The organism is Streptomyces acidiscabies (assembly GCF_020010905.1).
In the GTDB taxonomy this organism is placed as follows: domain Bacteria; phylum Actinomycetota; class Actinomycetes; order Streptomycetales; family Streptomycetaceae; genus Streptomyces; species Streptomyces acidiscabies.
In genome coordinates, this window is the sequence record NZ_JAGJBY010000002.1 from 2,659,769 (window position 1) to 2,678,682 (window position 18,914).

An 18,914-nucleotide genomic window follows, 5' to 3' on the forward strand; every position below is an offset into this window, starting at 1 on the left:
TGCAAGCGGTTACGGCAACTGCGCCGTACGCGCCTCGCGGCGGTTGTCGCGGAAGTTGTTCACCCGGCGGGCCGTGGCGAACAGCGGGATGACCGCGCCCATGACGAGCTGGAGCGCGCAGCCCGTCTGGAGGAGGAGCTGGCCGCCGGGGGCGCCGAACGCCCACGCCGCGAGCATGCCCATCGACAGGACGATCCACGAGAGCATGGCGCCCGCGAGCGGTCCGCGCGGCTTCGGGTACTCGACGCGGCTCACCATCAGCCAGGCCGTACCGACGATCGCCAGCAGCGTCGCCACGAACGGCAGTTCAAGCAGCACGATCGCTACGACCGTCAGCGCGCCGAACGGCGACGGCATCCCCTGGAACATGCCGTTGGCAGGTGTCACGCACGAGAAGCGCGCGAGTCTCAGCACCACCGCGAGCAGCACCACGACCGCGCCGACCGCCGCCACCCGCTGGTGCGCGTCGTTGGCGACCATGCCGTAGACGAGGACGAAGTACGCCGGGGCCAGGCCGAAGCTGACCAGGTCGGAGAGGTTGTCCAGTTCCGCGCCCATGGGGGAGGAGCGCAGCTTGCGGGCGACGAGGCCGTCGAACAGGTCGAAGACCGCCGCGCACAGCATCAGGATGACGGCGGTGGCCGCGCTGCTGCGCGCCATCCCGCTCTCCTGGCTGCCCGTGAGGTGCGGGATGAGGATGCCGGTGGTGGTGAAGTACACCGCCATGAAGCCGCAGGTGGCGTTGCCGAGCGTGAGGGCGTCCGCTATCGACAGCCGCAGGGAGAGGGGCATCTCCTCGGCGTCGTCCTCTTCGTCGGCCTCCGGCACCCAGCCGGTCTGCGTCTCAGGGTCAATCACGGTCAAGACGAGTCACCCCCGCCACGGTCTTCTGCCCGACCTCGACGGCGACCTCGATGCCCTCGGGGAGATACACGTCCACGCGCGAACCGAACCGGATGAGACCGATGCGCTCGCCCTGCTCGACCTTCGTGCCCTCGGGGAGGTAGGGGACGATGCGGCGGGCGACCGTACCGGCGATCTGGATCATCTCGATGTCACCGAGTTCGGTGTCGAAGTGCCAGACCACCCGCTCGTTGTTCTCGCTCTCCTTGTTGAACGCCGGGACGAAACCGCCCGGCACGTGCTCCACGGACGCCACCGTGCCCGCGAGGGGCGCGCGGTTGACGTGCACGTTGAGCGGGCTCATGAAGATCGCGACCCGGGTGCGCCCGTCCTTCCACGGCATGATGCTCTGCACCACGCCGTCGGCGGGGGAGATGACCCGGCCCGAGGCGATCTCGCGCTCGGGGTCGCGGAAGAACCACAGCATGCCCGCCGCGAGCGCGGTGGCGGGTACGGCGACTGCCTTCGCGGCGCCCGAGCGGCGGGCGCGGACCAGGCTGACGGCTGCGGTGGCGACGGTCGGGAGAAGCCACGGCGATGCTCCGCGCGCAAGGCGTACGCCGGCGAGGCTGTCGCGAGGTGCAGAGGTTTGGCTGTGGGGCATGGATGACCTTCGTAGCGGATGATGCCGCGCTCTGAGAAGGGGACGGCGGCTTTCCGGCGATCGTAGCGGTTCACGACCACAACTGGGTAAGCCAGGAAGACGAGTCGGCGGCTGAGAGCGATTGACGGGGTGTGACCTTCTTCTCGAGGAAAACACCCCCAACCGGTACATCTAGCCCTGGAATCGATACTCTTCGAGCAACCTTCGGCCGATGATCATTTTCTGGATCTCGGCGGTGCCTTCACCGATCAGGAGCATCGGCGCCTCGCGGTACAGGCGCTCGATCTCGTACTCCTTGGAGAAGCCGTAGCCACCGTGGATCCGGAACGCGTCCTCGACCACCTCCTTGCAGTACTCGGAGGCGAGGTACTTCGCCATCCCGGCCTCCAGGTCGTTTCGCTCACCCGAGTCCTTTTTGCGTGCCGCATTGACCATCATCGCATGGGCGGCCTCGACCTTGGTAGCCATCTCCGCGAGCTTGAACTGGATCGCCTGGTGCTGGGCGATCGGCTTCCCGAAGGTATGGCGTTGCTGGGCATACTGGACGCCGAGTTCGAAGGCACGCTGAGCGACGCCGCAGCCACGCGCCGCGACGTTCACGCGGCCAACCTCGACTCCGTCCATCATTTGGTAAAAACCTCGGCCGGTCTCCCCGCCGAGCACCCGGTTCGCCGGAACCCGCAGGTCGGACATGATCAGTTCGGTCGTGTCGACGCCCTTGTAGCCCATCTTCTCGATCTTCCCGGGGATCGTCAGGCCCGGACGCACCTCCCCGAAGCCGGGCTCCTTCTCCACCAGGAACGTCGTCATCGCCTTGTGCGGCTTGGCCGCCGCCTGGGCCGGGTCGTGTCCTTCGTCACTTCGTACGAGAACCGCCACCAGCGACGACGTACCGCCGTTCGTCAGCCACATCTTCTGGCCGTTCAGGACGAAATCGTCACCGTCCCTGACCGCTTTCGACGTGATCGCCGACACGTCCGAACCGAGCCCCGGCTCCGACATCGAGAACGCGCCCCGGACGTCCCCCGCCGCCATCCGCGGCAGGAAGTACTCCTTCTGCTCCTCGGTGCCGTGCTGCTTGAGCATGTACGCCACGATGAAGTGCGTGTTGATGATCCCGGACACCGACATCCAGCCCCGGGCGATCTCCTCCACGCACAGCGCGTACGTCAGGAGCGACTCGCCCAGACCGCCGTACTCCTCCGGGATCATCAGCCCGAACAGGCCCAACTCCTTGAGGCCGTCCACGATCTGCTGCGGATACTCGTCCCGGTGCTCCAGCTCGGTGGCGACCGGGAGGATCTCCTTGTCGACGAAGTCCCTTACCGTGGACAGGATTTCGGTCTGTACGTCCGTGAGGCCGGCGGTCTGCGCGAGGCGTGCCATGGTGGGTCAGCCCTCCTGAAGTTCCGGGCGGCCGGGCTGTTCGCCGCCGCGCTCCTTGATGTACGTCTCCGTCGGCACCATGACCTTGCGGCGGAACACGCACACCAGCGTGCCGTCCTGCTTGTAGCCCTTGGTCTCGACGTGGACGATCCCGCGGTCGTTCTTCGACTTCGACGGCCACTTGTCGAGCACCGTCGTCTGGCCGTAGATCGTGTCGCCGTGGAAGGTCGGCGCCACGTGCTTCAGCGACTCGATCTCCAGGTTGGCGATCGCCTTGCCCGAGACGTCCGGGACGGACATGCCGAGCAGCAGCGAGTAGATGTAGTTCCCGACCACCACGTTCTTGCCGAAGTCCGTCGTGTTCCCGGCGTAGTTGGCGTCGAGGTGGAGCGGGTGGTGGTTCATCGTGAGGAGGCAGAAGAGGTGGTCGTCGTACTCGGTGACCGTCTTGCCGGGCCAGTGCTTGTACACCGCGCCGACCTCGAACTCCTCGTAGGTGCGCCCGAATTGCATCTGTCTCACACCTCCGGGATCTCGAACGCCGACGTCCGGGTCAGGCCCGCCGCCCTGCCCTTGCCGGAGACGACCAGCGCCATCTTGCGGCTCGCCTCGTCGATCATCTCGTCGCCGAGCATCGCCGAACCCTTCCTGCCGCCCGCCTCGGACGTGTAGTACTCGTACGCGTCCAGGATCAGCTCCGCGTGGTCGTAGTCCTCCTGCGACGGCGAGAAGATCTCGTTGGACGCCTCGACCTGGCCCGGGTGCAGCACCCACTTGCCGTCGAAGCCGAGCGCGGCGGCGCGCTGCGCGACCTCGCGGTAACCGTCGACATTGCGGATCTGGAGGTAGGGGCCGTCGATCGCCTGGAGGTCGTTCGCGCGGGCGGCCATCAGGATCTTCATGAGGATGTAGTGATAGGCGTCCGCGGGATAGCCGGGGGGCTGTTCGCCGACGACGAGGGACTTCATGTTGATCGACGCCATGAAATCGGCCGGACCGAAGATGATCGTCTCAATACGTTGACTGGCCTGGGCGATTTCATTGACGTTGTTGAGTCCCTGTGCATTCTCGATCTGCGCCTCAATGCCGATGCGGCCGACCTCGAATCCCATGGTCTTCTCGATCTGCGTCAACAGAAGGTCGAGCGCCACGATCTGCTGCGCGTTCTGCACCTTCGGCAGCATGATGCAGTCGAGATTCGGGCCGGCTCCCTCGACCACCGTGACGACATCCCGGTACGTCCACTCGGTCGTCCAGTCGTTGACGCGCACGACCCTCGTCTTGCCCGTCCAGTCGCCCTCGTTGAGGAACTTGACGATCGTGTGCCGCGCCTCCGGCTTCGCGAGCGGCGCGCACGCGTCCTCCAGGTCCAGGAAGACCTGGTCCGCCGGGAGGCCCTGTGCCTTCTCCAGGAAGCGCGGGTTGCTGCCCGGCACGGCGAGACAGGAGCGGCGGGGACGGAGACGGTTGACGGTCATGCGGGGACCTCCAGGGGGTCGAGCCGGTTCGCTGTGCGGATCTCGTCGACGATGCGGCCGATGATTCCGGTGATGTCGAAGTCCTTCGGGGTGAAGACCGCGGCCACACCGGCGGCCCGCAGCTCTTCGGCGTCACCGTTGGGGATGATGCCACCGGCGATCACCGGAATGTCTGTGGCACCGGCCACACGCAGCCGGTCCAGCACATCCGGCACCAGACGGGCGTGCGAGCCGGACAGGATCGACAGGCCGACCGCGTGCACGTCCTCCGCGAGCGCCGCGTCCACGATCTGCTCCGGCGTCAGCCGGATGCCCTGGTACACCACCTCGAACCCGGCGTCCCGCGCGCGCACGGCGATCTGCTCGGCGCCGTTGGAGTGGCCGTCCAGACCCGGCTTGCCGACCAGGAAACGCAGCTTGCCGGTGCCGAGGTCCCGCGCGGTGACGTCCACCCTGCGGCGCACCTCGGCCAGCGCCGAGCCCTCCGCCACGGGGACCGCGACCGGCGCCGACGACACGCCCGTCGGAGCCCGGAACTCGCCGAACACCTCGCGCAGGGCCTGAGTCCACTCGCCGGTCGTGATCCCCGCGCGGGCGCACTCCAGGGTGGCCTCCATGAGGTTCTCCGTGCCCTGCGCGGCCTCCTTGAGACGGTCGAGGGCCTGATGGGTCGTCGGGTAGTGGAAGGGGTCGCCCATGCCCTGCCGGTCGGACGACTCCTGGCGCGTCGTACGCCACTGCTCGACGGCCGTCACGACGCGTTCCTCGACAGCTGGATCAACTGTATGGATAGCTTGATCGAGATCGGCGGTGAGTGGATTGGGCTCGGTCGTGTTGAACGCATTGACGCCCACGATCAACTCTTGACCGGACTCAATACGTGCCCGGCGCTCCGCGTGCGACGCCACCAGCTGCGACTTCAGGTACCCCGACTCCACGGCGGCCATCGCACCGCCCATCTCCTGGATGCGCGCCATCTCCGCGAGGGAGTCCGCGACCAGCGTGTCCACCTTCTTCTCGACCACGTGCGACCCGGCGAAGATGTCCTCGTACTCCAGCAGATCGCTCTCGTGCGCCAGCACCTGCTGGATCCGCAGCGACCACTGCTGGTCCCAGGGGCGCGGCAGCCCCAGCGCCTCGTTCCACGCCGGCAGCTGCACCGCCCGCGCGCGGGCGTCCTTCGACAGCGTCACCGCGAGCATCTCCAGGACGATCCGCTGCACGTTGTTCTCCGGCTGCGCCTCCGTCAGCCCCAGCGAGTTGACCTGCACGCCGTAGCGGAACCGGCGCTGCTTGGGGTCCTCGATGCCGTACCGCTCCCGCGTCACCTGGTCCCAGATGCGGCCGAACGCGCGCATCTTGCACATCTCCTCGATGAAGCGGACACCGGCGTTGACGAAGAAGGAGATGCGGCCGACGACGTCACCGAATCGCTCGGCGGGGATCTGCCCCGAATCGCGGACCGCGTCCAGCACCGCGACCGCCGTCGACATCGCGAACGCGATCTCCTGGACGGGCGTCGCCCCCGCCTCCTGGAGGTGATAGCTGCATATGTTGATCGGGTTCCACTTCGGCATGTGGTTGACCGTGTAACAGATCATGTCCGTCGTCAGCCGCAGCGAAGGACCCGGCGGGAAGACGTGCGTCCCCCGCGAGAGGTACTCCTTGACGATGTCGTTCTGCGTCGTCCCCTGGAGCAGCTCGGGGTCCGCGCCCTGCTCCTCCGCGACGACCTGATAGAGCGCCAGCAGCCACATCGCGGTCGCGTTGATCGTCATCGAGGTGTTCATGCGCTCCAGGGGGATGTCCTGGAACAGCCGCCGCATGTCCCCGAGATGGGACACCGGCACGCCCACCCGGCCGACCTCGCCGCGCGCGAGGACGTGGTCGGGGTCGTAGCCGGTCTGGGTCGGCAGGTCGAAGGCGACCGACAGTCCCGTCTGGCCCTTGGCGAGGTTGCGGCGGTACAGCTCGTTGGACGCTTCGGCGGTGGAGTGACCGGCGTACGTCCGCATGAGCCACGGCCGGTCCTTCTGGCGCTCTGTCATCGGATGCCCTCAGATGTTCCGGAAGCGGTTGATGGCGTCGATGTGCTGCTCGCGCTTGGCGTGGTCACGCACGCCGAGGCCTTCCTCGGGCGCCAGGCACAGGACGCCGACCTTGCCCTGGTGCAGGTTGCGGTGGACGTCGTACGCGGCCTGGCCGGTCTCCTCAAGGGAGTACACCTTGGAGAGCGTCGGGTGGATCTTCCCCTTGGCGACCAGGCGGTTGGCCTCCCACGCCTCGCGGTAGTTCGCGAAGTGCGAGCCGATGATCCGCTTGAGGGACATCCACAGGTAGCGGTTGTCGTACTCGTGGTTGTAGCCGGAGGTCGAGGCGCATGTGACGATCGTGCCCCCCTTGCGGGTGACGTAGACCGACGCGCCGAAGGTCTCGCGGCCCGGGTGCTCGAAGACGATGTCGACGTCCTCGCCGCCGGTCAGCTCGCGGATGCGCTTGCCGAAGCGCTTCCACTCGCGCGGGTCCTGGTTGTGGTCGTCCTGCCAGAACTTGTAGTCCTCGGCGGTCCGGTCGATGATCGCCTCCGCGCCCATCCGGCGGCAGATCTCCGCCTTCTGCGGGCTGCTCACCACACAGATCGGGGTGGCGCCGCCGGCCAGCGCGAACTGCGTGGCGTACGAGCCGAGTCCGCCGCTCGCGCCCCAGATCAGGACGTTGTCGCCCTGCTTCATCCCGGCGCCGTTGCGCGAGACGAGCTGCCGGTACGCCGTCGAGTTGACGAGGCCCGGCGAGGCGGCCTCCTCCCAGCTCAGGTGGTCCGGCTTCGGCATCAGCTGGTTCGACTTGACCAGCGCGACCTCCGCGAGGCCGCCGAAGTTCGTCTCGAAGCCCCAGATGCGCTGCTCGGGGTCGAGCATCGTGTCGTTGTGGCCGTCGGACGACTCCAGCTCGACGGACAGGCAGTGCGCGACGACTTCGTCACCGGGCTTCCAGGCGTTGACGCCGGGCCCGGTGCGCAGGACGACGCCGGCGAGGTCGGAGCCGATGACGTGGTACGGCAGGTCGTGGCGCTTCGTCAGCTCGCTGACCCTGCCGTAGCGCTCAAGGAACCCGAACGTGGACAGCGGCTCGAAGATCGACGTCCACACGGAGTTGTAGTTCACGGACGACGCCATGACGGCCACCAGGGCCTCGCCCGGGCCGAGTTCGGGCACGGGCACCTCGTCCAGGTGCAGCGACTTGCGCGGGTCCTTGTCGCGGGTCCGCATCCCCGCGAACATCTCCGTCTCGTCCTTGCGCACGGTGATCGCGCGGTACGACTCGGGCAGCGGGAGGGCGGCGAAGTCGGCGGATGTGCTCTCCGGCGACTGGATCGCCTCCAGGATGTCCTTCACGGTCACGGTGTTGCCTCCGGCGGTGTGCGCCCCTGAGGGGAGGGCGCGGTGAGGGTGCTGGCTTCGGGGTGCGGCGGCGCTTTGTGGCGCGGGAGGTTGCCTGTGACGCAGGCGTCCGGGTGCGCGGCGACGTGGTGCGCGGGGACAACCGGCGGACGGCTGTTCGCCGTCCTCCGGCCACCCGGACAACTTCACGGTATGGCACCCCGTGTCACTCGGCAAGGCACTGGGTGCCATGAAATGCGCTCAGATGAAATCTTTACTTGACAAGTGAGCGATGATCGATCAAGTGGGGGTCCGGAAGTGTGGGAAAACGTGCCCTGACATGCCAAAACGGCCACCCGTGGGGGTGGCCGTCGTCACAGAGCGCTGAGGGTCAGCGTTCCTTGAGCGCCTGCTCGATCGCCCGCATGACCTTGTCCAGCGGCGCGTCCGTCCGGGCCACCGTCACCAGGACCTCGCCCTGCGCGGCGAGCGCCGCCGAGGGCGCCGGTACGGCGGGGGAGGGGGGTGTCGTCGCGCGCCCGAGGCCGATCCCGGTGCCGAACGTACGGCGCACGATCGCGAACGCGTGGTCCAGCTGCGCCTCCACGTCGCCCTGCCCGCCCGCGCGCAGCCAGCGCCGCAGCACGTGGTTGTGCGCGGTGACCACTGCCGACGCGGCGACCTCGGCGAGCAGCGGGTCGTCGTTCGCGTCGTCGTCGTGCGCGTGCTCGTCGAAGTGGCCCAGGAGATAGCGCGTGAACAGCCGCTCGTAGCGGGCCACCGAGGCGATCTCCGCCTCGCGCAGGGTGGGCACCTCGCGCGTCAGCTTGTAGCGGGCGACCGAGATCTCCGGCCGCCCCGCGTACATCTTCATGACCTCCTTGATGCCGCGGCACACGGTGTCGAGGGGGTGCTCGTGCGCCGGGGCGGCGTTCAGCACCGCCTCCGCGCGGACCAGCGTGTCGTCGTGGTCCGGGAAGATCGCCTCCTCCTTCGAGCGGAAGTGGCGGAAGAACGTACGGCGCGCGACCCCGGCCGTCGCCGCGATCTCGTCGACGGTGGTCGCCTCGTAGCCCTTCGTCGCGAACAGCTCCATCGCGGCTGCCGCCAGTTCTCGGCGCATCTTGAGCCGCTGAGCGGCGGCACGGCTGCCTGCGGCACTCTCCGGCGCGTCGGACGGGGTACGGGAGGACTTGGCGGACTGGGGCATGCCCCGAACGTACTGCATCTGTACGGCCCGATGCGCAGGTCCGGGGTCCGCCCGGCCTGCGGAATCGAGCAGTCCGCCCCAGTCCGCCCGCCCTCGGAGGGGGTCAGCGCCGGGCATGTTCGCGGAAGCCGCGGCCCGTCTTGCGGCCGAGGCAGCCCGCGGCGACCAGGTGCTCCAGGAGCGGCGCCGGCGCGAGGCCGGGATCGCGGAACTCGCGGTGCAGGACCTTCTCGATGGCGAGGGAGACGTCCAGGCCGACGACGTCGAGGAGTTCGAAGGGGCCCATCGGGTAGCCGCCGCCGAGCCGCATCGCCGCGTCAATGTCGTCAAGGGATGCGTAGTGTTCCTGCACCATCTTGATCGCGTTGTTGAGATACGGGAACAGCAGGGCATTCACGATGAACCCCGCACGGTCTCCACAGTTGACGGGATGCTTCTTGATCGATGCACAGACCTCGTCAACAGTTGATCGAGTATCGTCCGCCGTCAACACTGTACGGACGACCTCGACCAGCTTCATCGCCGGTGCAGGGTTGAAGAAGTGCATCCCGACGACGTCTTGGGGCCGCGACGTCGCCCGCGCGCACGCGATCACCGGCAACGACGACGTCGTGGTCGCCAGCACCGCCCCCGGCCGGCACACCTTGTCCAGCGTCGCGAACAGCTGCTGCTTGACCGCGAGATCCTCCGCGACCGCCTCGACGGCGAGATCGACGTCCGCGAATGCCTCGTACGACCCGGCCGGCGTGATCCGCCCCAGGGTCAGCGCGGCGGATTCCGCGGTGAGCCGCCCCTTGTCGACGGACCGCGCGAGGGACGTCCCGATCCGGGCCTTCGCGGCGAGGGCCTTCTCCTCGCTGCGGGCGGCCAGGACGACGTCGTACCCGGCCTTCGCGAAGACCTCCGCGATGCCGGACGCCATGGTCCCGGACCCGGCGACGCCCACGGACCGGACGGGGCGGCCGGGGACGCCGGAGGCGCCGGGGACCGGGGTGAGGGCGTCGGGGACGACGGTCGCGCTGCCGGGAGCCTCGTACGTGTAGAAGCCGCGCCCCGCCTTGCGGCCCGTGAGCCCGGCCGCGCTGAGCTGGCGCAGGATCGGCGCGGGGGCGTGCAGGCGGTCGTGGGAGGCGGCGTACAGGGCGTCCAGGACGGTGCGCGCGGTGTCGACGCCGATCAGGTCGAGGAGCGCGAGGGGGCCCATCGGGAGGCCGCAGCCCAGGCGCATCGCCGCGTCGATGTCCTCGCGGGAGGCGTAGCGCGCCTCGTACATCGCCGCCGCCTGGTTGAGGTAGCCGAACAGCAGGCCGTCCGCGACGAAGCCGGGGCGGTCGCCGACGGCCACCGGCTCCTTGCCGAGTTCGACGGCCAGTTCGGTGACCGTCGCGACGGCCTGCGGGGCGGTCAGCACCGACGAGACGACCTCGACGAGCTTCATCGCGGGCGCCGGGTTGAAGAAGTGCAGGCCCAGCACGCGCTCCGGACGCGCCGACTCGGCCGCGAGCCGGGTCACGGACAGGGCGTTCGTGCCGGTCGCGAGGATCGTGTCGGGGCGCACGACGCCGTCCAGCTCGCGGAAGATCTGCTGCTTGATCTCGTACGACTCCGGCGCGACCTCGATCACCAGGTCCGCGTCGGCCGCCTCGCGCAGGTCGGTGCCCGTACGGACCAGGGCGAGCGCGTCCGCGCGCTGTTGCTCGGTGAGCCGGCCGCGGGCCACCGCGCGGGCGGTGGAGGTCTCCAGGGCGGCGACGCAGCGGGCCGCCTGCGCGGCGCTGATGTCGATGCCGATCACCCGGCGGCCGGCCTTGGCGAGGACTTCGGCGATGCCGGTGCCCATCGTGCCGAGGCCGACGACGGCGACAGTCCGCAGGGTCTGCTGGGAGGAGAGGGACAGGGGAGTGGCCATTGAGGGACTCCAGGAAGAGGTGACGACTGGGAGAGCGCCGGGTACGCCGAGGGGCGCGCGGGGCGCGGAGAAGTGCGGGTGATGCCGGGCTGCGAGCGCACACGCCCGCCATACAGATACGTACGGCCGGATGCGTACGGCTTGTCCGGCTCGTACGGCGGAGAGATGCGACCGGCCCTGTCCCGGAGCCGGGTCGTGCTTCCCACGGTGGCTGCGTCACCAGGCCGCCATGGGGAGGTACGCGGGAGGGTGTCCCGCTCGTCTGAGCTTAACCCGCGAGTAACGAGCGCGCCAGCCCCTGGAAGCAGCGGACTTCGCGAACCCGTTCCCCTCCTGGTCGCACCCCGCCTACGCTCTGAATCATGGACGAGGAGTCGCGGTCGCTCATGGAGCGCTTACGGCGGGAGTCGGGCGGGGGCGAGCCCTTCGAGCGGCTCGCGACGGCCGGTGTGGACGAGCTGGCCGCGGTGCTCACCGAGCCCGGACGGCCGCTGTGGGCACGGGAGTTGGCCGCGTACCGGCTCGGCCTCGCGGGGGACCGGCGGGCCTTCGAGGCCCTCGTTCTCCTCCTCAACCACCGCGACCCCCCGCGCTGCGCCTCCGCCGCGCACGCGCTGACCCGCCTCGGCGACCCCCGCACGGCCCGCGCGGCGGCGGCCCTCGCGACCAACGAACTGCGCGTCGCGTACGCGCTCCAGCCGGTCCGCCTGCTGGCCGCGCTCGCCGCTCCCGAGTCGGTCCCGGCCCTGATCACGACCCTCCGCCGCCGCCTCACCCCCCACGACCCGTACCGCCGGGTGGCGCTGGCCTGCATCGAGGGCCTCGGCGCGCTCCGCGATCCCCGCGCGCGGCCGGTGCTGGAGGAGACCCTGGCCCATCCGGCGCTGGCGGAGGCCGGGGCGCGGGCGCTGCGGAGGATTCCGGTTCGGCGCCGGTGAGACGGGTACGGCGCGTGTGACGTCCTGGCAGGTGATCAGCCGCCCACCTCCCCCACGTACCGCACCTCCGGCACCGCCACCCCGTCCACCTCGAACGGTTCCTCCGTGCCGTCAGGAGCGAGCCCCGCGCGCTCGTAGAACCGGCGTGCGCGGGGGTTGCCCTTGAGGACCCACAGGTACAGCCGCTCGCACCCCCGCGCGGCGAGCTGCCGGCGCGTCTCCTGGAGGAGCACGTGTCCGACACCGGTACCGAAGGAGGCCGCGTCCACGTACAGGGCGTACAACTCCGCATCGCCCGTAAGAAGTTCACCGTCCCGGTACGGCCCGTGACACACCCACCCGACGACCGCACCGGCACGCTCGGCGACGAGGTTGACCACGTCCTCACCGGCGTTCGCGAAGTGGGCGCGGCGGCGGTCGGCGTCCTCGGGGACGGAGAGGGAGTCGAGGTAGGGCTGGGGGACCAGACCCCGGTAGGCGCTCTGCCAGCCGCGCACGCGGATCTCGGCGACGCGGGGGCAGTCGGCGAGGACCATGGGGCGGACCGGGAGCGGGGTCGGCGTGATCGGCGGTGGTGTCATGGCGCGGTCACCGCCAACGCCTCGATCTCCATGAGGAATTCGGGCCGGACCAGTGCGGAGACCTGGACGGCGGAGGCGGCGGGGAGCCGGTCGTCGGGGATGTGGGCTGCGCGGGCTTCGCGGATCGCGGGCATGTATGCCATGTCCGTGACGAAGTAGGTGAGTTTGACGACGTCGCCGAAGGTCGCGCCCGCCGAGGCGAGGCAGCGGCGGAGGTTCTCGAAGACCTGGCAGGCCTGGGCACCGGGGTCGCCTGCACCGACCAACTCGCCCCCCTCGTCAAGGGCGACCTGGCCGGAGACGGCGACCAGGCGGCCGGTGCCGGCGACCACGTGGCTGTACTGCGTGGCGGGGGCGACGCCGTCGGGGGCCGGGATGCGGGTCAGATCGCTCATGCACCCATCATGGATCACGGGTCTGACAACGCCCCCGGCCCTTCAGTTCGACGGACCCTGTCTCAGCCCCTGAACCCCAGCAGCCCGTGCAGCGCGGTGCCGTGCGCCGACGGTGCCGCGACCTTGCTCGTCAGCGGCTTGGGGTCCGGCAGGGTCTTGCACACCGCGTCGACCGGGCCGTCGGCGCGCGGGACCGTGCCGTCGGTCAGGTACGCGGCGAGGTGCTTGTCGAGGCACGCGTTGCCGCTGAGCGTGATCCCGTGGTTCCCGCCGCCCTCCTCGACGACGAGGCTGGAGCCGCGCAGCAGCGCGTGCGTGAGGGCGCCGCCCTCGTACGGGGTCGCCGCGTCGTTGGTCGCCTGGAACAGCAGGACCGGCGGCAGCTTGTGGTTGGCGACGTTCACCGGCCGCAGCGACTTCGTCGGCCAGAACGCGCACGACGCGTTGTACCAGGCGTTGTTCCAGGTCATGAAGGGCGCCTTCTCGTACGTCGCCCAGTTGTCGGCCCGCCACTGCTCCCAGTCACGCGGCCAGGCGGCGTCCCGGCACTGCACCGAGCTGTAGACGCTGAACCCGTTGTCCCCGGACGCGTCGACCGCGCCGAAGTTCTCGTACGTCTCGACCAGCGGATCGGCGTTCTTGGTGTTCACGTACGCGGCGAACGCCTCGGCGAGGTAGGGCCAGTAGCCGTTGAAGTACCCGCCCGGCAGAAACGTGTCCTCCAGCTCGGAGGCGCCCACCTTGCCGCCGGCCGGCTTCTTCGCGAGGGACGCGCGCATGGCGTACCACTTCGCCTCGACCTTCTCGGGGTCGGTGCCGAGGTGGTAGGTGGCGTCGTACTTCGCGATCCACGCCATCAGCGCGCGGTGGCGGTCGTTGAAGGCGACGTCCTGGGTGAGGTTGTCGTCGTACCAGACGCCCGAGGGGTCGACGATCGAGTCGAGCACCAGGCGGCGCACGTGCCGCGGGTAGAGCTTCGCGTAGACGGCGCCCAGGTACGTGCCGTACGAGTAGCCGAAGTAGTTGATCTGGCGCGCGCCGACGGCCGTACGGATCGCGTCCATGTCGCGCACCGCGCTGACGGTGTCGATGTACGGCAGGAGCTTCGCGTACTTCGTGCCGCAGGCTTTCGCGAACGACTGCACGCGCGCGAGGTTGGCCCGCTCGATCGCCTCGGTGACGGGCACCGAGTCGGGGCGCACGGGGTCGAAGTGCCCCGGCTTGCAGTCCAGCGTGGGCGTGGACTTGCCGACCCCGCGCGGGTCGAAGCCGATGACGTCGTACTGCGCGGCGACCTTCTTCGGGAGCGTCGAGGCGACGAACCCGGCGAGGGACAGGCCGCTGCCACCGGGACCGCCGGGGTTGACCAGCAGGGGCCCCTGGTAGGTCTTCGCGGTGTGCGGTACGCGGGTCAGCGCGAGGGTGATCCGCTGCCCGCCCGGGTTGTCGTGGTCGAGCGGCACCTTCAGGGAGGCGCACTGGAGCGTCGGGTGGTCGGTCGTACCGCAGCTCTTCCAGGCGAGCTTCGCGGCGTACGAGGCGTCAGCGGCCTCGACGGGCGCGGCGGCGAGCGTCGCGGCCACGACGGCGGCGGCACCGCACAGTACGGCTACGCGTTTTCTCATGGAGCCTCCCAGGAACGGCCGGGACCGTGTGGGTCGACGGCCCCGGCGGCATCGTCCCGAGAAGCGGCGGCGAAGGAACCTGTTCCGCCGATAGTTGACCCGAACGGATCTCTCCCCGCAGGCTCCGGGCCCGTTCAGAGCAGGCTCAGCTGGACCGGCCCCGGAGGTTCCGGCTCCTCCTCCCGCGCGGGCGCGGGTGCCCTGCGCGGCATCCCCCCGCGCGTGGGGCCGATGCCGTACTCCCGCGCCAGTTCGTGGACCTGACGGGTGATCCGGCGCTGGTACCAGGTCGGGGCGTAGGCACCGTCCGCGTACAGCCGGTCGTAACGGGACGTCAGATGCGGGTGGTGGTGCGCCAGCCAGGCCATGAACCACTCGCGCGCGCCGGGCCGCAGATGCAGCGTCAGCGGCGTCACGGACGTTGCCCCGGCGGCGGCTATCGCGCGCACAGTGGCACGCAGGTGATCGGGGTGATCGCTCAGGAACGGGATCACGGGAGCCATCAGGACGCCGCACCCGAGCCCGGCGTCGGCCAGTGCGCGTACGACGTCCAGGCGCCGCTGGGGAGCCGGGGTGCCCGGCTCCACCGTGCGCCACAGTTCCTCGTCGAGGAAGCCGACCGACACGGAGACGCCGACGTCGGTCACCTCGGCGGCCCGCCGCAGGAGGTCGAGATCACGCAGGATCAGCGTCCCCTTGGTGAGGATCGAGAACGGGTTCGCGCGCTCCCGCAGAGCGGTCAGGATGCCCGGCATCAGTTGATAGCGGCCCTCCGCACGTTGATAGCAGTCGACGTTGGTGCCCATCGCGATGTGCTCCCCCTGCCAGTGCGGGGAGGCGAGTTCGCGGCGCAGCACCTCGGGGGCGTTCACCTTGACGACGATCTGCGTGTCGAAGCCGATGCCCGTGTCGAGGTCCAGATAGCTGTGCGTGCGGCGCGCGAAGCAGTACACGCACGCGTGCGTGCACCCCCGGTAGGGGTTCACCGTCCATTCGAACGGCATGCGCGAGGCGCCCGGCACCCGGTTCAGGACCGAGCGGGCCCGGACCTCGTGGAACGTCATTCCGCGGAACTCGGGCGTGTCGAAGGTACGGGTGGTCACCGCGTCCGCGCCGAACAGGGCGGGGTCGGCCGCCCGGCCGTGCTCGCCGGGCTCCTGGGTGAGGTTCTGCCAGCGCATGACGCCTCCTCGGTAGCACTGGCCACAGAATAGAACACTTGTTCCCATGATCGTGCGCGTGCCGTTTCCGCTCGCTTTGGGACCCCCGATTTGGGTGGCTGCCCGGCGGGGTGGTTGGCTTGCCCCGATCCCGAGAAACAGGCCCTGGAGGAACTCATGGCGCAGGTCGAGGCCACCACCGAGCGCGTCGTCGCGGCGGACCCGGAGACGGTGTTCGACACGCTCGCCGACTACGGCGGCCCTCGCGCGAAGCTGATGCCCGAACAGTTCAGCGAGTTCGAGGTGCGCGAAGGCGGCGACGGCGAGGGCACGCTCGTCCACTGGAAGCTCCAGGCGACCAAGAAGCGCGTGCGCGACTGCCTTCTGGAGGTCGCCGAGCCCACCGACGGCGAGCTGGTCGAGAAGGACCGCAACTCCTCCATGGTCACCGTCTGGCGCGTCACGCCCGCCGGTGAGGGAAAGGCGCGCGTCGTCGTCACCACGACCTGGCAGGGTGCCGGGGGCATCGGCGGCTTCTTCGAGAAGACCTTCGCCCCCAAGGGCCTCGCCCGGATCTACGACGCGCTGCTCGCCAACCTCGCCGCCGAGGTGGAGAAGTAGAACGCCCGGACCGGCGGACAGGTTCCGCCGGAGCCCCGGCCGTTGATCGAGTTCACCGGTTCGAGTGGTTGTTCCCTCGAACCCGGTCGGCGCCGTAACTCGTCGCGCTTGCCAGGAGTTGTCGCTTTACGCGGGAATTGTGTGGCAAGTGCGACGAGGGGAGCGGTACGTGGGCGGGATCACCCTGGTGCAGGAGGAGCCGGCGGCAGCGACGGCCCCGCCGGCCGCCGCGCCCCCACCCCCGCGGCAGGGCGAGGAGCTGAGCCCCCGCCGGGTGCGGCTCGTCTTCGTCGGCCTCATGCTCGCGCTGCTCCTCGCGGCGCTGGAGCAGATGATCGTCGCCACCGCCCTGCCGAAGATCGTCGGCGAGCTGCACGGCCTCGACAAGATGTCCTGGGCGATCACCGCCTACCTGCTGACCGCCACCGTCGGCCTGCCCGTCTACGGCAAGCTCGGCGACCTCATCGGCCGCAAAGGCGTCTTCCAATTCGCGATCGTCGTCTTCGTCATCGGCTCCGCCCTCGCCGGGCGCGCGCAGACGATGGACCAGCTGATCGCCTTCCGCGCGGTGCAGGGCGTCGGCGCGGGCGGGCTGATGATCGGCGTCCAGGCGATCATCGCGGACATCGTGCCGCCCCGGCAGCGCGGCCGGTACATGGGCCTCATCGGCGCCGCCTTCGGACTGGCCTCCGTCGCGGGCCCCCTGCTCGGCGGCTACTTCACCGACCACCTCTCCTGGCGCTGGTGCTTCTACTTCAACGTCCCCTTCGGACTGGTCACCCTCGCCGTCGTCACCGCCGTCCTCAAACTGCCCAGGCCCAAGGCCCGCCCCCGCTTCGACTTCCTCGGCACGCTGCTGCTCGCCGCCGCCTCCACCTGCCTGGTCCTGCTGACCAGCTGGGGCGGCACCGAGTACGCGTGGGGCTCGCGCACGATCCTCGGCCTCGGCGCGGGCGCCGTCGCCGCGAGCCTGCTCTTCCTGCTCGCCGAGCACCGCGCGGCCGAACCCCTCATCCCGCTGCGGCTGTTCAGGGACTCCGTCTTCAACGTCACCGGGCTCATCGGCCTCGTGATCGGCGTCGCCCTGTTCGGCGCGGCCAGCTATCTGCCGACGTTCCTGCAGATGGTCGACGGCGCCTCCGCCACCGAGTCCGGGCTGCTGATGCTGCCCATGATGGCGGGCATCGTCGTCGCCTCCGTCGTCTCCGGGCAGCTCATCAGCCGCACCGGCCGCTATAAGCTCTACCCCCTCCTCGGCGGCGCCCTGTCCGCCGCCGGCATGTGGCTGCTGTCCCGCCTGGAGACCGACACGCCCCGGCTGCACTACAGCCTCTGGATGGCCGTCCTCGGCGCCGGCATCGGCCTGGCCATGCCCGTGCTGGTGCTCGCCGTGCAGAACTCCGTGCGCCCCGCCGACCTCGGCACCGCCACCAGTGCCAACAACTACTTCCGGCAGATCGGCGGCAGCGTCGGCGCCGCGATCTTCGGCACCCTCTTCGCGAACCGCCTCGCCGACGCCCTGCGCGAGCGCGTCCCCGCGCACGCGGGCCAGACGCCGCCCGACGCCGAGTCGATCACCCCGCAGCTCGTCCACGCGCTGCCCCCGGCCCTGCGCGACGCCTATATCAGCGCCTACGCCGACGCCATGCCGAGGATCTTCCTGTACCTCGTGCCGGTCCTTCTCGTCGGCCTGTTCCTCGCCTTCTTCCTCAAGGAGAAACCCCTCGTGTCCCACAACGAGACGGAGACCGAACCCCTCGCCCTCCCGTCGGCGCGCGCGACGTACGCGGCCGGGATCGCCGTCTGCGGAACCGTCCAGCACCCCGACGGAACCGTCGTCCCGCGCGCGGCACTCACCCTCATCGACATCACCGGACAGCAGATCGGGCGCGGCGCCAGCGGCGACGACGGACGCTACGCGCTGGCCACCCCGGGCTCCGGCGCGTATGTGCTGATCGCCGCCGCGGGCGGGCACCAGCCGCAGGCCGTCTCCGTCACCGTCGGTGAGCGGCCCGTCGACCTCGACATCGTTCTCGGCGGCGCCGGACGCCTCGCCGGGGCCGTCGTCACCGCCGACGGCGCCCCCGTGCGGGACGCCACGGTCACCCTCACCAACGTCCACGGCGAGGTCGTCGCCGCCGCCCGCAGCGGGCGCGAGGGCGGCTACACCATGACCGAGCTGGTGGCCGGCGAGTACACCCTCGCCGCGAGCGCCCCCGCCTTCCGGCCCGCCGCCCTGCCGGTCACCGTCCAGCAGGCCCGCGAGACCCGCCAGGACATCGAGCTCGCGGGCGGCGCCGTCCTGCGCGGCACCGTGCGCGCGGGCGGCGGACGGCCCGTCGAGGACGCGCGCGTGACGCTCCTCGACGCCGCCGGGAACGTCGTCGACACCCTCACCACGGGCCCCGACGGCGCCTTCCGCTTCGTCGACCTGTCCTCCGGCGAGTACACCGTCATCGCCGCCGGATACCCGCCGGTCGCCACCGTCCTCCAGGTCGCCGGCGGCGGCCGTACGGAACGGGACCTCCAGCTCGGGTACGAGGACTGAAGAGGCTCAGGGGGCGCGCATGGATCACCGTGACCGGGAACGGGCCGCCGCACGGCGCGCGAATGCTCCGTCGAGCGCCCCGTGCGCCCGGCGGCGCCCCGGTCGCACCAATTCCAGCATTGCCGCACATCCCGGCCTACCGCCCCCGTACCGTGGTGGCAGCGGGACAGATCTTG

Annotated in this window: 16 protein-coding genes; 3 read left to right on the forward strand and 13 right to left on the reverse strand. The window is 70.1% G+C overall.

The features are described from left to right. Positions 1 to 9 precede the first annotated feature (9 nt). From pssA to J8M50_RS38455, 9 genes are all read right to left on the reverse strand, one after another. On the reverse strand, positions 10 to 864 hold the full coding sequence (pssA, locus tag J8M50_RS38415) for a CDP-diacylglycerol--serine O-phosphatidyltransferase (RefSeq protein WP_223786390.1): 855 nt from the start codon (positions 862 to 864) through the stop codon (positions 10 to 12). After that, on the reverse strand, positions 851 to 1,507 hold the full coding sequence (locus tag J8M50_RS38420) for a phosphatidylserine decarboxylase (RefSeq protein WP_010355083.1): 657 nt from the start codon (positions 1,505 to 1,507) through the stop codon (positions 851 to 853). The genes pssA and J8M50_RS38420 overlap by 14 nt, the downstream gene beginning before the upstream one ends. 171 nt (positions 1,508 to 1,678) lie before the next feature. Continuing rightward, complete coding sequence (locus tag J8M50_RS38425) at positions 1,679 to 2,893, reverse strand: acyl-CoA dehydrogenase family protein (protein WP_010355085.1); 1,215 nt, start codon at positions 2,891 to 2,893, stop codon at positions 1,679 to 1,681. Positions 2,894 to 2,899: 6 nt separating this feature from the next. Next, positions 2,900 to 3,406 carry a MaoC family dehydratase gene (locus J8M50_RS38430; protein WP_010355086.1) on the reverse strand — a complete coding sequence of 169 codons (507 nt, stop codon included), beginning with the start codon at positions 3,404 to 3,406 and terminating at the stop codon, positions 2,900 to 2,902. Between the two features lie 5 nt (positions 3,407 to 3,411). Then, a complete protein-coding gene (locus J8M50_RS38435; RefSeq protein WP_010355088.1) occupies positions 3,412 to 4,371 on the reverse strand; it encodes an HpcH/HpaI aldolase/citrate lyase family protein in 960 nt (319 codons plus the stop codon). After that, the gene (locus J8M50_RS38440; protein ID WP_010355089.1) at positions 4,368 to 6,419 is read right to left on the reverse strand and encodes an ethylmalonyl-CoA mutase; all 2,052 of its coding nucleotides are present in this window, start codon (positions 6,417 to 6,419) and stop codon (positions 4,368 to 4,370) included. The genes J8M50_RS38435 and J8M50_RS38440 overlap by 4 nt, the downstream gene beginning before the upstream one ends. Before the next feature lie 9 nt (positions 6,420 to 6,428). Continuing rightward, positions 6,429 to 7,766 carry a crotonyl-CoA carboxylase/reductase gene (gene ccrA / locus J8M50_RS38445; RefSeq protein ID WP_010355090.1) on the reverse strand — a complete coding sequence of 446 codons (1,338 nt, stop codon included), beginning with the start codon at positions 7,764 to 7,766 and terminating at the stop codon, positions 6,429 to 6,431. A gap of 376 nt (positions 7,767 to 8,142) precedes the next feature. Beyond that, positions 8,143 to 8,961 carry a TetR family transcriptional regulator gene (locus J8M50_RS38450; RefSeq protein ID WP_040836930.1) on the reverse strand — a complete coding sequence of 273 codons (819 nt, stop codon included), beginning with the start codon at positions 8,959 to 8,961 and terminating at the stop codon, positions 8,143 to 8,145. A 103-nt stretch (positions 8,962 to 9,064) separates the two neighbouring features. Then, the gene (locus J8M50_RS38455) at positions 9,065 to 10,870 is read right to left on the reverse strand and encodes a 3-hydroxyacyl-CoA dehydrogenase family protein (RefSeq protein ID WP_010355092.1); all 1,806 of its coding nucleotides are present in this window, start codon (positions 10,868 to 10,870) and stop codon (positions 9,065 to 9,067) included. Between the two features lie 362 nt (positions 10,871 to 11,232). Here J8M50_RS38455 and J8M50_RS38460 point away from each other — a divergent pair, with 362 nt between their 5' ends. Then, a complete protein-coding gene (locus J8M50_RS38460) occupies positions 11,233 to 11,808 on the forward strand; it encodes an adenylosuccinate lyase (RefSeq protein ID WP_029184048.1) in 576 nt (191 codons plus the stop codon). 35 nt (positions 11,809 to 11,843) lie between these two features. Here the strand turns inward: J8M50_RS38460 and J8M50_RS38465 are convergent, their stop codons facing one another. The 4 genes from J8M50_RS38465 to J8M50_RS38480 form a co-directional block, all read right to left on the reverse strand. Beyond that, positions 11,844 to 12,389 (reverse strand): GNAT family N-acetyltransferase, encoded by a 546-nt coding sequence (locus J8M50_RS38465; protein WP_010355094.1) that lies wholly within the window; start codon positions 12,387 to 12,389, stop codon positions 11,844 to 11,846. After that, positions 12,386 to 12,784 carry a RidA family protein gene (locus J8M50_RS38470; RefSeq protein ID WP_010355095.1) on the reverse strand — a complete coding sequence of 133 codons (399 nt, stop codon included), beginning with the start codon at positions 12,782 to 12,784 and terminating at the stop codon, positions 12,386 to 12,388. The genes J8M50_RS38465 and J8M50_RS38470 overlap by 4 nt, the downstream gene beginning before the upstream one ends. Before the next feature lie 62 nt (positions 12,785 to 12,846). Then, a complete protein-coding gene (locus tag J8M50_RS38475; protein WP_010355096.1) occupies positions 12,847 to 14,409 on the reverse strand; it encodes an alpha/beta hydrolase in 1,563 nt (520 codons plus the stop codon). A 134-nt stretch (positions 14,410 to 14,543) separates the two neighbouring features. Then, positions 14,544 to 15,590, reverse strand: a complete 1,047-nt coding sequence (locus J8M50_RS38480; RefSeq protein WP_010355097.1) for an Rv2578c family radical SAM protein — start codon at positions 15,588 to 15,590, stop codon at positions 14,544 to 14,546. A 156-nt stretch (positions 15,591 to 15,746) separates the two neighbouring features. On the opposite strand from J8M50_RS38480, the gene J8M50_RS38485 reads away from it, so the two are divergent. Then, positions 15,747 to 16,190, forward strand: coding sequence for an SRPBCC family protein (locus J8M50_RS38485; protein WP_010355098.1), 444 nt, complete (start codon positions 15,747 to 15,749; stop codon positions 16,188 to 16,190). 169 nt (positions 16,191 to 16,359) lie between these two features. Continuing rightward, positions 16,360 to 18,738: an MFS transporter gene (locus J8M50_RS38490; protein WP_010355099.1), complete on the forward strand. Its 2,379-nt coding sequence runs from the start codon at positions 16,360 to 16,362 to the stop codon at positions 18,736 to 18,738. Positions 18,739 to 18,914: the final 176 nt, after the last annotated feature.